The 16,339-nt window shown below is 54.4% G+C and carries 10 protein-coding genes; 3 read left to right on the top strand and 7 right to left on the bottom strand.

Translation table 11 applies throughout. The features are described 5' to 3' along the window. Window positions 1–46 precede the first annotated feature (46 nt). Complete coding sequence (locus tag Pr1d_RS20975; protein ID WP_168205392.1) at window positions 47–349, bottom strand: low molecular weight phosphatase family protein; 303 nt, start codon at window positions 347–349, stop codon at window positions 47–49. Window positions 350–541: 192 nt separating this feature from the next. Continuing rightward, a complete protein-coding gene (locus Pr1d_RS20980) occupies window positions 542–1,465 on the bottom strand; it encodes an SUMF1/EgtB/PvdO family nonheme iron enzyme (protein WP_148076473.1) in 924 nt (307 codons plus the stop codon). 579 nt (window positions 1,466–2,044) lie between these two features. On the opposite strand from Pr1d_RS20980, the gene Pr1d_RS20985 reads away from it, so the two are divergent. Then, a complete protein-coding gene (locus Pr1d_RS20985; RefSeq protein ID WP_148075356.1) occupies window positions 2,045–2,728 on the top strand; it encodes a hypothetical protein in 684 nt (227 codons plus the stop codon). 434 nt (window positions 2,729–3,162) lie between these two features. Beyond that, window positions 3,163–4,260: a sugar kinase gene (locus tag Pr1d_RS20990; RefSeq protein ID WP_148075357.1), complete on the top strand. Its 1,098-nt coding sequence runs from the start codon at window positions 3,163–3,165 to the stop codon at window positions 4,258–4,260. 59 nt (window positions 4,261–4,319) lie between these two features. Here Pr1d_RS20990 and Pr1d_RS20995 read toward each other — a convergent pair whose 3' ends face one another. The 5 genes from Pr1d_RS20995 to Pr1d_RS21015 form a co-directional block, all read right to left on the bottom strand. Beyond that, the gene (locus Pr1d_RS20995; protein ID WP_148075358.1) at window positions 4,320–5,786 is read right to left on the bottom strand and encodes a DUF1501 domain-containing protein; all 1,467 of its coding nucleotides are present in this window, start codon (window positions 5,784–5,786) and stop codon (window positions 4,320–4,322) included. Between the two features lie 15 nt (window positions 5,787–5,801). Continuing rightward, window positions 5,802–8,966, bottom strand: a complete 3,165-nt coding sequence (locus tag Pr1d_RS21000; RefSeq protein WP_148075359.1) for a DUF1553 domain-containing protein — start codon at window positions 8,964–8,966, stop codon at window positions 5,802–5,804. 214 nt (window positions 8,967–9,180) lie between these two features. Beyond that, on the bottom strand, window positions 9,181–10,902 hold the full coding sequence (locus tag Pr1d_RS21005; protein ID WP_148075360.1) for a TolC family protein: 1,722 nt from the start codon (window positions 10,900–10,902) through the stop codon (window positions 9,181–9,183). Window positions 10,903–11,034: 132 nt separating this feature from the next. Then, window positions 11,035–12,501: an HlyD family secretion protein gene (locus Pr1d_RS21010; protein WP_148075361.1), complete on the bottom strand. Its 1,467-nt coding sequence runs from the start codon at window positions 12,499–12,501 to the stop codon at window positions 11,035–11,037. Window positions 12,502–12,543: 42 nt separating this feature from the next. Then, window positions 12,544–14,688 (bottom strand): peptidase domain-containing ABC transporter, encoded by a 2,145-nt coding sequence (locus Pr1d_RS21015; RefSeq protein ID WP_148075362.1) that lies wholly within the window; start codon window positions 14,686–14,688, stop codon window positions 12,544–12,546. 244 nt (window positions 14,689–14,932) lie between these two features. On the opposite strand from Pr1d_RS21015, the gene Pr1d_RS21020 reads away from it, so the two are divergent. Beyond that, window positions 14,933–16,180: a hypothetical protein gene (locus Pr1d_RS21020; protein ID WP_148075363.1), complete on the top strand. Its 1,248-nt coding sequence runs from the start codon at window positions 14,933–14,935 to the stop codon at window positions 16,178–16,180. The last annotated feature ends 159 nt before the right edge of the window (window positions 16,181–16,339 follow it).

The following is a 16,339-nucleotide window of genomic DNA, read 5'->3' on the forward strand; positions in this document are numbered from 1 at the left end:
TTATACAAATATACGATGCGGAACACCCACGGTCAAGATGCCTTGCTCAAGGCATTGTGCTAGCGTTTGACTGAGGCCGGGCAAACGAGGTCAGCCAGGCCGCCAACCTTTCGTCGAGTTCGTCACGAATTCGGCGGAAGGCGGACAACTGTTCCTCTTCGCTGGCTTCAACCGCGGCCGGGTCGTCGAAGGGCCAGAAGAGCCGCTGCCCCATACCAGGAAACAACCGCGGGCAGTTCTCTTCGGCGTTTTCGCAGACAACGATTAGGTAGTGGGCCGACAATCGCCCCAGGTACTCGCTCACATTCTTTGAATACTGGTCCGAGATATCGATGTCAATCTCATCCATGACGACCGGTACCATCGGATGGACGCGGTCGGGTTTGAGCCCATTACGGAGGACTCTTTCAACGACGCCCCACCCATCTTCCTATTCCGATTCGATGAACTCAAGTCGTTGCAATTCCAAGAGTTACCAAACCGGCAGAGATGCATGTCCCCATCCTACTTGCCGAAAAGGGAAAAAGAATTAAGGGTTCGCTTACCGTCTTCTCCGAACCAACAGCCCTACGGTAGCCAAAGCTCCCAGCAGCAGCGTGTTGGGCTCAGGGATACTTGCGACGCGGAAACCATTAGCACCATGCTCGAAATCTGGTGCAATATAACTACGACTTAGCGAATTCATCGGTTGAGCAACGGTGACATCCCAATTTGCCCCCCGCAAACCGCGGCAAGGCGCGCCAGCATTTTCATCGTTAATTAGATAGCAGTTGGTTTCTTCCCACTCCCAAACGTTGCCCCCCTGTCCCATGGTTCCATAGACGCTCAGTCCCCCCGCAAGAGTTACGTCTGCCGGCTCCATCTGTCCGCCATAAACGGCAGTGCCACTGGAGGTACCACTTGCAACTGGCACAGGAGGGCTATCGCTGCCTGTAGGAAAATCGAAGTAGAGGTTCTCATTCGGATCGTAGTAAGCTGCCTTAAACCATTCGTCCGAACTGGGTAGAACGTACCTTGCCAAGCTATTGCGATAACGATTCGCTGCGTCATAGCCGTCGTCGCCGGGATCCCAAAGTTGAAAATCGCCATTCAGATCGAACTTGTATGCAGTAACGTTGCCTGTACTAGTATTAAGCCAGTTGACAAATCTGGCTGCTTCAAACCAGCTGATGGAAGTGGCCGGCTTGTTCGCGCCTCGGCCGTCATGCGAGATATCCAGGCCAGCCAAGGCGTTGGCCTTGTTAATCATGTCCTCGGAGACTTCGTAGGTGCCTATACGATAGGCGTATTCAACCTTTCCTGCCCGGTAGGGCTCGCCCGACGTGTCGCCTGGGTTATCAGGATCGCCGATCGTAACGAACTCGATCGCAAACTGGTTCGCACCGCTGCCGAAGATGTCGGCCTGAGCGCCGGCGGTAGAGAGGAGTCCCAAAGTGAAGAGGATCAAGGTTCCGGTGGTCTTCATTAGGCGGTTCTTTCGAGGGGAATAATCTCCGGATGAGAGCCAAGGTAGAAACTACCTACCGATTGTAACAGAATACCCCAAACTTTTAAGATTGTACCTTCAAAACAAAAGATCACAGGATCACCCTCACGAGCCTGACGCGTGCGGTTAAACCCTAAATTATCGATCCCAACCACTCGTGGTCAGGAATCCACTGCATTGAAGCTACAGACTCAACTCCCCCCAAACAAGCTCCCACCTGCAGAAACAGCCACGCCAATTCCGAGCGAAAGAGACACCATCTATTGAAGCGAGGTAACTCAAGCCAGCGTAGTAACTTGCATCAAACAAGGTGAACCTCTGCAAGTGGGTGTCTCCAGATCTTCTCGACTTTTCTTCTCGTTTTTGGCCACCCATTCTGCTATGGTGAACATGTGTATATATTTTCAATTCCCACTCAAAGCCCTCCCCGCTCGATAGCTCGCGACCCTCCCAAGGGAGGATGTAATTGAGATACCCTCCCGCTTGCGGGAGGGTCGGCCTCTTAGAGCCGGGGAGGGTATTTGGATTGTCCCCCAAACAACCCCAGGAGTTATTGCCATGAACTCACCAAACCCACCGCGATCAGTAGGTCGCCCGCGCTCCCTTGCCGATCCGTACAAACGACGCGAAGTCTGCTCGTTGATTGGAATCGGCGCAGGCTACGACGAAGCGGCGCGGCACGTCGGTTGCTCCGTAGCCACCCTGCGTCGGGAGGCGGACCGCGATCCGGCGTTTGCCGAGCAGTTGGCCTCCGCAGAAACGGCCTCGGGATTGTCCCCGCTGCGAGCCCTGCGCTCGGCCGTCAATAACAACTGGCGGGCTGCTGCCTGGCTGCTCGAACGGACCTGCCCTCAGCGCTTCGCCCTCCGCAAACCCGAATCTCTCTCACCGAGCGACGTCCGCACACTACTTGACGAGGTTGCCAATATCATGGCCGACGAATGTACCGACGACGCCCAACTTGAGCGGATGTGCTCTCGGCTCGACGATTTGCAGAAAGCACGCTTTGGCCAGTACCGCGCAACACTCCAAGGAGACCCCGCACCGAAGTCGGCCGACGAGCGCTATTACGACAAGCTGCAGCGCGAAATCGAAGAGGCCTTAGGTGCAGTTGATATGGACGTCAGCGCCAAGGATGTCCGGACGGCCATCGCCGGGATGGAAGCCTACGATCGCCGCGCGGCCGAGGCCAGGCGGGAGAATATTGCTTTACAAAACCCCTCTCCGCCCGAAGCGGCGTGATCCCCGTAAGTCTAGGCTCGTTAACGAGTTGAAACAATTTAGACCAGTCGAAAAGGATTTAGTTTTGTATTTTGTTTCTGTGTTTTCAAAGAGAATCGAGCCACGTAGGCCGCGAACAAACCGTGCGCAGTTCCGGTATGGGTGCGTTAGTTCGCGACACCATGTCGGAACAGTGCTACCGCTGGTTCCGGCCTACCCCGAATAAGAACGGTCTCCTTCTGGGAGCAATTGAGACCACCCAATAAGACCGCTACAATTTAGGGCCCATTGCCGAGCGAACAATCGTTCAGCAGGTCAATACAGCCACGTCAGCCGAAACAAGCCGTGCGCAGTTCCGGCATGGGTGCGTTGGTTCGCGACACCATGCCAGAACAGCACTACCGCTCGTTTCGGCCTACAAGAAGACTTGCCCCGAACAACCACGGAGAAAAAGCATGCAACTTAAAGTTAGACCAGCTGAGGATTGCCACTACGATCTCGTCTCGCTCGGCGAAGTGATGCTTCGACTCGATCCGGGGGAAGGCCGTATTCGCACCACACGGCAGTTTCGCGCCTGGGAAGGGGGCGGCGAGTACAACGTCGCGCGGGGGCTGCGCAAATGCTTTGGGATGCGAACCGGGGTGGTCACGGCATTTGCCGACAACGACGTCGGGCGGTTGGTCGAGGACTTCATCCTCCAAGGGGGCGTTGATACCTCACTCATCCGCTGGGTGAAGTACGATGGCATCGGTCGCACGGTCCGTAACGGTCTCAACTTCACCGAACGTGGATTCGGACTTCGTGGCGCGGTTGGTTGCAGCGACCGGGGCCTGACGGCAGCTAGCCAACTCAAGCCAGAGGACATTGACTGGGAGCATCTGTTCGGCAAACTCGGAGTGCGATGGTTGCACACGGGAGGGATCTTTGCCTCGCTCAGCGCGACGACACCAGAGACAGTTGTTGCGGCGGTGGAGTGTGCCAAAAAGCACGGCACGATTGTGAGTTACGATCTCAACTATCGCCCTTCTCTGTGGGAAGGCATCGGCGGGAAGAACAAGGCACAGGAAGTAAATCGAGCCATCGCCAAGTCGGTTGATGTGATGATCGGCAACGAAGAAGATTTCACTGCATGTCTTGGGCTGGAAGTTGAAGGGGTCGATGAGAACCTAGGCAACATCGATGTGGAGAACTTCAAACGGATGATCGAGAAAGCCGTAGCCGAGTTCCCCAACTTTGTGGCCACAGCGACCACCTTACGGGAGGTTCACACCGCGACCGTCAACGATTGGAGTGCCATCGTCTGGTACGACGGCAAGTTCTATGAATCACGGTCCTACCCGAAACTAGAAATCATGGATCGAGTTGGCGGCGGAGACAGTTTTGCCAGTGGATTGATCTATGGCCTGCTTACTACGGGAGATGGCCAGAAGGCCGTGGACTATGGGGCCGCGCATGGGGCGCTGGCGATGACCACGCCGGGGGATACCTCAATGGCGACGGTGAAAGAAGTCGAGAAGTTGATGGGCGGCGGTGGAGCGCGGGTGGTGCGGTGAATGGAGAGGTCGCGCTCTGCTGCGCTGGGGCTCCGCATCGCGGCTTACACAAAAAAACGCTACGCGAGCAACTCTCGCACGACTCTCGCTGGGAGGACGCCGGTTAGTTTTTGGTCGAGACCTTGGCTCTTGAACGTGAAACGCTCGTTGTCGAACCCGAGTTGATGCAGCACTGTGGCATGGAAGTCGCGGATGTGAACCGGATCTTTGACAATGTTGTACGAAAAGTCACACGTTTCGCCGTAAACCGTGCCGGGCTTGAAACCCCCGCCAGCCATCCACATCGTGAAACAACGAGGATGGTGGTCGCGGCCGTAGTTGTCGTGAGTGAGGCCCCCTTGGGAATAGATCGTGCGACCGAATTCGCCCCCCCAAATCACGATCGTGTCCTCCAGCATGCCGCGCTGTTTTAGATCCTGAATCAAGGCGTGGCACGGTTGATCGACGTCGCGGCATTGGTCGGGTAGCCGACCAGCGACGTTCCCATGCGTATCCCAATTGTTGTGATAGATTTGCACGAATCGCACACCGCGCTCAACCATGCGCCGGGCCATCAACGCCGTGTAGGCAAACGTGCCTGGCTCACGAGCAGCCTCGCCGTAGAGATCGAAGGTGGACTCCGATTCAGTAGCGATATCGGTCAGCTCCGGCACACTCGCCTGCATGCGAAAAGCCATTTCGTATTGCTGGATCCGTGTCTCGGTTTGCGGATCGCCAAGCTGCTGATAATTCATCTCGTTGAGGGCTTCGATCCCGTCAAGCGTTGTCCGCCGTACCTCGCGCGAGACCCCGGGTGGATTATTAATGTAGAGTATCGGGTCCCCCGCCGAACGCAGGCTCACCCCAGCATGCTGTCCCGGCAAGAAACCGGAGGACCACAAGCGAGCCGAGATGGCTTGCACCTGTTCGGTGTTGGTGGGCCGTGCAACCATTACCACGAAAGTTGGTAGGTTCTCATTGAGTGAACCCAGTCCGTAGGAACTCCAGGCCCCCAAGCAAGGGCGGCCGGTGACCTGATTGCCCGTCTGCATGAGCGTGATGGCGGGTTCGTGGTTGATCGCCTCGGTATGCATGCTGCGGACGAATGTCATGTCGTCGACCGACTGCTTAAGCCAGGGGAGCAATTCCCCCATCCACATGCCAGCTTGTCCGACTCGCTCGAACTGGTATTTGGAAGGTGCAATAGGAAACCGCGCCTGGCCGGAGGTCATTGTCGTTAGCCGCTGTCCCATGCGGACCGATTCAGGTAGATCCTTGTCGTACCAGCCGTTCATTACGGGCTTGTAGTCGAACATGTCCATCTGCGGAGGGCCGCCAACCATGTGTAGATAGATCACCTGTTTAGCGCGAGGTGGCAAATGAAGCTTACCAGCCAGGGAACTCGCCGACGTACTGGCTGCAGAAGCGCTGCCGCCCAGGAGGCTTCCGCCCAGGGATGCCATAGCAGCGGTACCCAAGAGGTTTGCCCCCTGCGACAAGAAATGGCGACGGGTGACCTGCGTTCGATATTCTTCGAAGGTTTCCATAGCAGTCTGATACTCTTATTTGTTGAGCACTTCATCAAGGTTCATCAACTGGTTGACCGTCATTGTCCACGCGGCTAATTCCTCAGTGGGCAATGATTCATCGACTGGAGACTCACCGACGGCTAACAATTCCTCGGCCTCATCGGCGTGAGACTGATAGTGTGCTGACAATTGGTCGTAGGATTCACGGATGACAGCTAATTCATCCTCACGGAAAGTACGACTGACAAGTTGCTCACCGATCCACTGCACTCGATCGGTAAACTCTTGACCAGCCTGCTCAAGGGCGTTGCTGGCCAAGTTGCGCGCCGCTTCAACAAATTGCGGGTCGTTCAAAGTCACCAACGCTTGCAGCGGCGTGTTCGTCCGCTCGCGCAATGTGGTGCATTGCTCGCGCGAGGGAGCATTGAATATATCCATCGAAGCCGGGGGAGCGGAACGCTTCCAAAATGTGTACATACTCCGCCGATAGAGTGAGTCTCCCTCATCTTGCTCGTAATCCCGCGTATTGCTGCCTATCATTGCCACGGCCTCCCAGACGCCTTGAGGCTGATAAGGTCGCACGCTCGGCCCGCCAATTGTATCAACCAACAAACCACTCACTTCCAAGGCATAATCTCGGACCATCTCGCCATCCATGCGGAACCGTGGCCCGCGGGATAGTAGGCGATTGTCGGGATCACGTTCGAGCTTTTCAGGTGTATTAGCTGCGCTCTGTCGATAGGTGGCGCTCATCACCAATTGTTTGAAGAATCGTTTCACATCCCAACCGGAATCTCGGAAATCTACCGCTAGCCAATCGAGCAATTCCGGATGCGACGGAAGCGCGCCCGAAACGCCAAAGTCTCCAGAGGTTTCGACCAGTCCCGTTCCAAAAACCTCTTGCCAGAATCGATTGACGGTGACCCTTGCAGTAAGAGGATTCTCTGGCTCAAGCAACCACTTGGCCAATCCCAAACGATTGCGCGGTAAATCCTCGTCGAATGGAGGGAGCATGGCTGGTGTGCCAGGTTGAACCTCTTCGCCGCGCTGGTCGTATTCGCCTCGGTTGAGAATATAGGCTGTAGCCGGCTCGTCGCGCTCGTGCATAACATGGGCGACCGTGCCACGGGCAACGATCTCCTGCTCCTCATGCTGGAGTGCATCATTCTGTTCTGCAAGTTGTGGGTACTGTTTGTCGCGATTCCCCAACCACCAAGCATAGAGGGCATCGAGTTCCGCAGCTGTCCGTTCACTCGCGGGCTTATCCAACACCGCGAAAATTACGCGACTGGCTAAGCTCGTCACATCCTGAGAGGACAACTCTTGTTCATAGACACGCACGTCTGTGAGGGTTACTCCAGAAATCGGTGAGCCATTCTCTCGTTGGCCAATCTTGAAAGATACGCCCGTCTTGGCCTTCTCATCGTCAACGAGTGTATCGGCCTCAACTCGCATTTCCTGAGCAAGTCCATTGAGGTAGATCTTGAAACCAGCTGCTTTCATGCTGCCATCATAAGTTAGAGCAACATGGGTCCAGACGTCGGCAGGGAGTTGTTCCTTGGTCAAAACCTTGATGGCATTTTGCGGCCATTTCTGGATGAAATGCGATCCCAAGCGACGCCCTTGGACCCATAAATCCCAGCCCTGATGTTTATCCGTGTCCTTCATGCGGGCGAGCAATGCCGCAGAACTATCATTAGCGGGAAGTTTGACCCAAACCGAGACACTAAAAGGCTGCTCGTTATTGAATCTTCCGACGTCGTCGACCTCCAGGATTTGCCCTCCTTCGAGGTAGGCAGCCTGATTACCCGCGGGGCCTTCGCGCCAAATGAGGTTGGGGGGGGTCACAGCCTCGCGCTTCGTTCCGTTCACGAAATAGTCGAACTTCTCACTCCCCTCGTCAAGAGGGGCGTGAAACTGGAGCCCTTTTCGAGGCATTTCGCCCTCTGCCTCAATCTTCTGCCCCGAGGCAACCCAAGCGTCAAATTCTGGTCGTGCTGCCTGACGACGAGATTCTAATTTCTTGCGAATATCGGCGAGTGACTCGTGTACCACATCCCAGCGATCGAGATCTTCGTCCTGCGGCACAACGACCACAGGGGGCGTGTCTTTGATATTGCCATCCATGGCAGCTTGTGTCGTGTTATTAAAAAATGCCGAGAGTTCGTAGAACTCCTTTTGTGTCAGAGGGTCAAATTTGTGATCGTGACAGACGGCACAACCGGCAGTCAGTCCCAGCCAGGTAACGGACGTCGTCTCAGTACGATCGCGGGCATAGAGCACATTGTATTCTTCAGCAATTGCTCCTCCTTCGTTGGTCGTTATGTTGCACCGATTGAAACCCGAGCCGATCTTCTGTTCGAGTGTGGCATTGGGGAGCAAATCCCCAGCGAGATTCTCGATTGTAAATTCGTCGAAGGGCATGTTCTGGTTGAATGCATCGATCACCCATTCGCGGTAAGACCAGATTTCGCGGAAGTTGTCGAAATGGATCCCATGCGTGTCTGCATAACGGGCGACATCAAGCCAGTAGCGACCACGGTGCTCTCCCCAATGCGGTGACTCCAGCAACCGATCTACTAGTTTCTCGTAGGCGTTGGCAGAAGTATCGTCGACGAAGTCTTGGACTACCTCAGTCGCGGGCGGTAGTCCAGTCAGATCAAGACTCAACCGGCGGGCAAGCGTCCGGCGATCTGCCTCAGGAGCCGGCGCGAGATCCGCGTCTTCTAGTTTGCCGGCGACAAATCGATCAATCTCATTTCGCACCCACCAGGAATTCTTGACCTCGGGTAGCGGAGGATTTGCTGGTGGGATGAAGGACCAGTGAGGCTCGTATTCTGCCCCCTCATTTATCCAACGAGAGAGCGTATCCAACTGCTCCTCGGTAAGCGTCTTCTTCGTCTCCACCGGAGGCATCCGCTCGTCATCCTCAGCATGAATCCTGCGAATAAGCTCGCTCGACTCGGGATCACCGGGCACTATTGCGCCTGCATCGATCGCTGCATCACGGACATCAAGTCGCAAATCAGCTTCACGAGACGCACTATCGGGACCGTGGCAAGAAATACAACTGTCGAAAAGAATTGGGCGGATGTCGCGGTTGTATTGCAGAGGCTCATTGGCATGGCTCCGTGAAAAGGCCACCAAGAGTGCAATGCAGCAACCGGCACAAAATCTGTTTCTTTGTGAAATGAGCATGCTGGTCATGGCTACTAGCAAAACATTAACTGTAGAAAGAGAGCCTATAAGCGAAGAAGTTGCAGGCAGGAGCAGCGAACTCTCTTCCCTGAGGATAGCAAGCAAAGGCCGTTTCGTCCAATGAGAGCTTCCCTATGCGGAGTTCGAAAACGCCCTCTAGCCCTGCTGAATACTCAAATTCAGACGATTATTAGTCTGGAAATAGAGAGAGACATTACTCTTCAATTGGCTGGGCCGGCAACGCGATTTCCTCGGCTTCCATGGTTTCAGACGCCAAAGTATCAGAAAAACCGAGAGAGGCCTGATATTCAGCCAAAGCGACAAAGTAGTCTAGTTTGGCGGTCACCAATTCTGCTGCGGCGTCGGCTGCTTGTTGTTCGCGGAGATTGACATTCAACAACGTACTTGACCCAAGCTCGAACGCTTTTTGCTCGGCTAGCTCCATGCGAACCGCCAAATCAGCGCTTTCCTGAATCTTGCCGACGCGCTCATAAGCCGCTTGCAGGGCAGCACGGGTGTACCGAATCTCGTTAGAAATTTTATCAGAAGTGAACTGACGTTTGGCAGTCACTTGGGCGATTTTGGAACGCGTAGCACGAATCTTGCCAAGCGCCTTGTTGCGCTGCAAGGGAACATCCACAAACATTGCCGCGGTGAGTTCGAAAGGGGACTTATCTCGTTTGAAGCTGGTCGGAGCACCAACATCCTGAGAGGCTATCACTGCACCGTTAACCTCAGGAAGATAAAGGTTTTCGGCTTGGTCGAGATCGACGATAAGCTGCCTGCGGATAATATCGAGCTCACGAGTTTCCGGTCTGTTCTGCTGAGCCACCGCGATATCTTCAACAATCGGCTGTTCAATCTTATTGATCGAGTCAGGAAACCCGCCAGGCATCCAGGAATCATCAGGAATCAATGGCGCACCATCAGCAGAACGCAAGAAGAGCGAAAGTTTAATACCCGCTTGTTGCAGCTTTCGGTCGGCTTCTATGAGTTTGGATTCTCGCGAGACAATCAGTCGCTGATTGTCCACAAGTTCGATCTCGGCGCGGTCACCTGCCTGGACCTGACGTTTAAGGGCCGAGTTTCTCGTGAGCGCGAAGTCTAGCAGGTTCTGTACAACGGTACGATTCTCTGCTGCTGCAATCCAATGCCAGTAGGCAACTTTGGCGTCGAGAATACTCGCGATTATTTCTGCTTGAATGGCTGGCTCCACACGTCGGCGTTCCAGCTGAGCGCGCCAAAGTTGAGCCCGATTCTCATCGATCCAGCGGTTCTGTGCCAGAGGCACAACCACTCCGGACTTGAACTCTCCCCCTGCATTGGTTTGGCGCTCTAAGTACCAAGGCTCGAAATCTCCTCGGCCGATTCGGTAGCCGCCGAAAACTTCTCCCCCCCAATAAGTCTGCCGCTTGACGTAGAGTTCCTGGCGATAGTTCTCGTAGAATCCCAAGGCCTGGTTCTCTGAGCCGCTGTCTAGTTTGTGGTCGAAGGCGCCTCTCGCAGCTTGAGTTTCTCCTGCAGCAATTCCCCTTGCCGCTTGAGCGGCGCGGATCAGCGGAAAATGCAGATAGACCGCTTGAATTACCATTTCCAAATCGACTTGCTTCAATACCTCGTCAGATAACTCGATTTCCTCATCGAACTCGGGTAGTGGAGGTAAGTCCTCGACGGCGGAGGTAAGCGTGATTGTGGAAACCTCTGGCGCAGATTGCTCTTGCGAAGGAGGTTCGGGAGGAACAATCTCTTCTGATCCGAGGACACGCAGGTCAGCATTTTGTGCAAGGCTCTCAGATTCAGTGGGATCGATTGAGGCATTGGGAAATGTCTCTTGGAGCGCAGCCCCATCCTTGTCCTTGGAGCGGGAGGTAGCGCATCCAGGAGCAGACAGCAAGAGTGCTGTCAGCGACATCAATAGTAAGAGACGCAATGACAAGTCCGAATCCCAAAAGAGAGGCTGCAAGAAAAGTGCGGCAAATCGCACTATTGCAAGTCGATACCGCTTCACATCAGACTAGATCGGCAAGCCGAAAGAGACGACTGCACTACAAAGAGTTTACCGCTGGCATCAAATCTTGATTTTCGGTGCCTTGCTATCACTCTTCCCCTCCTGCTGGCTCTGCTTGCTTTTAAGCGAAGGAGGAAATCCGTTCATTCGCCGCCAGATTTCGTACCCTAATCTGACTTGATCGAGCAAAATCCAGGCATTGGTACGAACGCCTTGTCGGAGATAGGGATACTCGGGCCAGGGAGGTTCATTTTCGTCAGGTAGTACTACGACCCGAAATTTTCCGTCCATCGTATCCGTCGAGTCGATCAAGGCTATCTTCCCTCCGAATGTACCCACGGCAACTGACGGCCAACCAGAAAACTGCACCGCAGGCCAACCTTCAAACTGCAGGCGGACGAGTCGGCCTTCGGACAAAAGGGGAACATCATTGCCATCAACCCAAATTTGTGCTGCCAGCTTTTCGGCTCTGGGAACGATTTCGAAGAGAGCTTGTCCTTCCTTGATCACACCGCTCCCTTCATTGGCGACCAAACGGACTATGTAGCCGTCGCGGGGAGCACGCACAATCTGGCTGCGTTGACGCGAAAGTTTGATCTGGGCCTCGGAGAGTTCCTTTTGTGCCTTTGATAATTCTGAATTGGCCTTGGCTACATCGCTCTCTCCCTTTGCTATATCTCCACGAGCTTTTCGCAGTTCGGCATTCGCCGAATCGATCTTCGCTTGGGCCTCACGTTCTTTTGCATCGCGCTCACGGCGCTTAGCGGAGACGTCGCTCATCGCCGCCTCGACGTAGGACCTTGCTTGTTCCACTTTCGCTTCGGCTTCACGGTATTTGCGCTCTGCCAATTGCATTTTGAGCTGGGAGGCCAAGCCTTCTTCGTGGAGTTCCTTTTGTCTCAAAAAATCGGCCTCAGCTTGCCTATAGGCAGCTTCGGCAGCAGTCAGGTTGTTGCGTTCCGCAGCAACCTTGCTTTCGGCCATGCTAATATACTCCTCAGCAGCACCTACTGTTTCGGTCCTGACCGACTCAAATGCTTTCACTTTTGATTCATAGGATTCCACAATCGTGCCAGTAGCTTCCAATTGTCTCTTGGAGGCATTGATATGATCCTCTGCTGCCTGGACATTCCGTTCGCTTTGCTGCAATTGGGACTCCAGTCGAGCCGTGAGATTGGGATCAATGTCCTGCAGTTCGAGAATCATCTCTCCTTCTTTGACAAAGGTATTTTCTTGAATTCCCTCACCGATGCGGATGACTCTTCCTTTGACCGGGGCTTCCACAGTTTGCCTACGATCCATCGGATTGTATGCCGTTACATCTCCACTACCGGTGACCGTTTGTTGCCAGGGAGCGAAAAACATCGCAGCTATTCCCAGGCAAAGGAGAAGAAATAACACCTTGGACAATACTCGGACACCCCTAGAGAGCCGCACCAGTTGCAACGTGGGGAACATGTCCTCGGCAATGTCGAAGGGTTCGTCGTCTACATTGGTTCCGATCAAGTTTCTGGGAACAGTACTCATTAACCTGTCTCTTCGGGGGGGATGTCGGGACGACTCGGCGACTCAAAAACTGAGCGCCGGCTGCAACTTCAACCTGTCTTCACAAAGCGTGATCACATCCGGTCGGTTTGTGGCCACAAGCACGGTCATGTCTTTATCTTTCAACATACCCATGATCTGGACAACCTTTTCTGCTGGCAAGAGATCTAGGGAGCCATCGATGAGAAGTAAGCTAGGTTCTCCAGCCAGGGCCCTGGCGAGCAAGATCTGCTGTTGCTGAGATGTCGTGAGCGGGACTCCTTGCTGGGTAATGTGCGTGTTGTACCCCTCGGGAAGGAGTCTCATTTCTTCTACCATCCCAACATCCGACAGCGCCTCACGTACTTGGCTTGTACCAACTTCGGGCCGATGCAGATGGACATTCTCTGCGACAGAACCAGTCAAGAAATTGTCAGATCGTACGAGAGCGACTTTTTCGCGCAACGTTTCGGGGCGAACTTCCCGAGGCTCGAAACCGGCCAGGTCGATGTGTCCTGCAGACGGTTTACGAAGACCGTAAAGCAAATCAAGCAAGATACTCTTGCCGCTACCAGAGACACCGGTGATGGCCGTGATCCCGCCAGGACGAAATTTGAAGTTGACCGGCGCTGAGAATACTCTCTTCTCTCGCATCTCGTAGTTCATGTCCGACACATCGACTGGCATCGCACCCGGCGCCCAGGTTTGAATCAGGCCAGAGTTTGATTCGAGTGGTAAATCAAAAAGGTATCCCAGCTTGTCCACGGCCGCGAGGGCATCGTAGAACCCCTCTAGATGTTTACCCAGTTTTGTCAGCGAGCTAAGAATCGCCGAGACGATAATCTCCGCAGCGACGAGCTGACCCAGAGACAACTGACCTTGAATTACCAGCCACCCACCAAGTCCCAACAGAACAGTCGCAGCGATTGCCTGCAGAAAAAGCACGAACAAAATCTGACGCAGGAGAATTCGAAAATGCTTCTGGCGAGCCCCTAAATAGGCATTGGTCCAGTGGTTGGATCGTTCTGAGGCAAAATCGGAAGCGCCACCGAGTTTGAGTGCCAACTGGGAATGAATGATGTCCTCGAACCAAGAGACAACATGGTATTTGTATTTCGATTCTTCAACTGCCGAGCGGACTACTCCGCGGCCGAGAAGGATGATACCCGAGATGACCATAAACAGCAGCATGATGCTAAATACCATCAACAATGGATGGTAAAACGCGAGCACCGCCATGCCGATGAGGGTTCCCATCACTATCGCGACTCCATCAAGCAACAGATTAGCCATGACTTTTTGGACGGTGACAATATCCAGAAATCGATTGACCAGCTCGGGACCATCCGTGGAGTCGAGTGCCTCGTGATCGACTCTCGGCAGGCGATAGCTGAGAGCCGAAGTCATCCGCGCGAACATCCGCCTTTGAATGATTTCCACGGCATAGGTCTGCAGACCTTGCATCGCTCCTCTGAAGGTCAAGAAACCAAAGAGCAAGAGGGAAAGCACGATCACAGGCTGCAAGAGTCGGCCAAAGGAGACCGTGTTGACCAAGGACTCGACCGCGATTGGTGTGGCAAGGCTCAATAAGCCTACCAAGAAGGCAAATAAGATGACGATCCAAATGTCGCTGGCTTCGGCGCTGAATACGGCCAGCAAGCGCTTCCAAGGTTTTCCCTTGGGCAACAGATTGGTTCGATAGTCAACGGCATTGGAGACTAGCCAGCGATTTTTGCCGTCTTGCTCTGCTTCACGCAACAGGCCATCAACTGCCGCTTCGTCGAGGAGCTTGTTGCCAGTAATTGTGGAGTAGCTTGCTGTCAGCTTCTTTTTCTTGTTAACAAGTTGAACTGCCGCCAATTCTCCCTTTTGCTTCACAACGGTGACGAGTCCTATTCCATTGTCCACCAGACCGAAGACCTGTTGCCGGGGCAACTCCACGACGCGAACGTTCAATCCCGTGCTTGCAGCAGCGATCCTCAACCAATGCCACCACTGGGATTCAACATCGCCAGGAAAGCTAGCACGCGCCTCCCGAATCCACTGCCGCACGAGCAGTTCATCGACCGTCTGCCCTGCAGCCAGGGCCATGCGAGTCAGCGCAGCGGAGAGCACCGATTCAAATTTCTGAACTTGAACGGAGTCCGCCCCTGGTTCTCGGGGGGATTCAAGTCCAATCGAGGTTGCCATTGAACTTACCTATCTGAACGGAATATCGCGCTAGCATTTGCCTCAAGTCTAGAATAATCCAACAAGAGTGACAATCGCGGCATCTTGCTGTCACTGCAATACGGTGGGAGGGTGGGAACTGGAAACTGGCACCTTTACTTGGTTTGCTAGCGGCCTTGGCAGGGACGTGGACTTGTGACCGCTGGCGCACGTTTCTATACTCCCCGCCCGCTTCTAGTCGCCCGTTTTGCTTAGGAGGTCACCGATGCTCATTCGCATCGCGTTTGTCGCACTCATCGCTATCCATGGTTCTCAACTGGGAACCGCACAAACCTATGATTCCGAGCGACTCGGCGCAACAGGCTGGCAAGCTTCCAACTCTGAAGCGCAAGCGACGCCGCTCAATTCGGTCATGCCCGCCGGCGTCGAGGAAAGTCCCGTCACACCAGGCAGTAGTGTTCCTCTCGGTGGTGCGGCTCAAGTTAGCCATGCCCAGGTTTCCAAGGGGAGCGGGACGTTGCCTAATGATGATGGTCAAGTTTGGCGAGAGTACGATATCAGCCCCTACACGTTGCGAGTTCAAAACACGACCGCTCCCGAACAGGCAATTGTCGATTGGATCCTGCGCGAAACGGGCTATGAAGCGTGGCATTCCAAACCCGTTGGCCTGCTGAGCGCCGACCAGAAGACCCTACGTGTCTACCATACGCCTCAAATGCAAGCGATTGTCGCAGACATCGTTGATCGATTCGTCAATAGCATCGCGGAACAGCATGGGTTTGGCTTACGCATCCTCACGATCGATAGTCCTAACTGGCGGGCGAGAGCATTGCCGCTGATGAAATCGATTCCAGTCCAATCGCCAGGGGTACAGGGTTGGATCCTGGCGAAAGAAGACGCCGCTTTGCTTCTTTCAGATCTGAAACGTCGTAGCGACTATCACGAACACACAGCCCCCCATCAGATGGTGCAGAACGGATCATCGTTGGTGATCTCTACGATGCGCCCCGTGAACTACACCAAAGGAATTATTCGTACAGATCAAACCTGGCCTGGCTATCAACCCGAGATGGGGCAGTTTGACGAGGGGTTCAGTTTGGAATTTAGCCCACTGTTGGCCCTGGATACCCGCACCGTGGATGCGGTAATCAAACTGAAACTCACCCAGGTAGAGAAGATGTTGCCAGTTCCGCTCGATGTCCCTACTCAGGTAGCTCAAAACCAACGCACTGAGTGCCAGGTGCCCCAGTTGACCATGGTGCAATTGCATGAGCGATTCCGCTGGCCAACCGATCAGGTGCTGGTCTTGAGCATCGGTGTGGTCGCCAAGCCCGGTCCTTCGAAACCAAATTTCATCACCGACAACATCCCCATCTTAAAATCAGCCCCGCGAGCCGACGCGCTGCTTGTCGTGGAAAGCCGCGGCCCGAATACTTCGGTGCCAACCGACGGATCGACTCCCCCCCCTCAGACGGCCAGTCGAGCAAGCTCGACTTTTCATGGGCGATACTAAGGCAGGAGCTTCGACGCACGATGCGTCCGTCTGCGGCTACCTGGCGCAGCTCGCTTAACAGTTGGTCTGTTGATGCGTCGAGCTAAAACAAATTTTCATGCCGGACGTTCTCACGCACTCGAACCAACTCGATACTAGGGTTTCTTCGCAGTCTCAAGA

This window comes from Bythopirellula goksoeyrii (assembly GCF_008065115.1).
GTDB lineage: Bacteria > Planctomycetota > Planctomycetia > Pirellulales > Lacipirellulaceae > Bythopirellula > Bythopirellula goksoeyrii.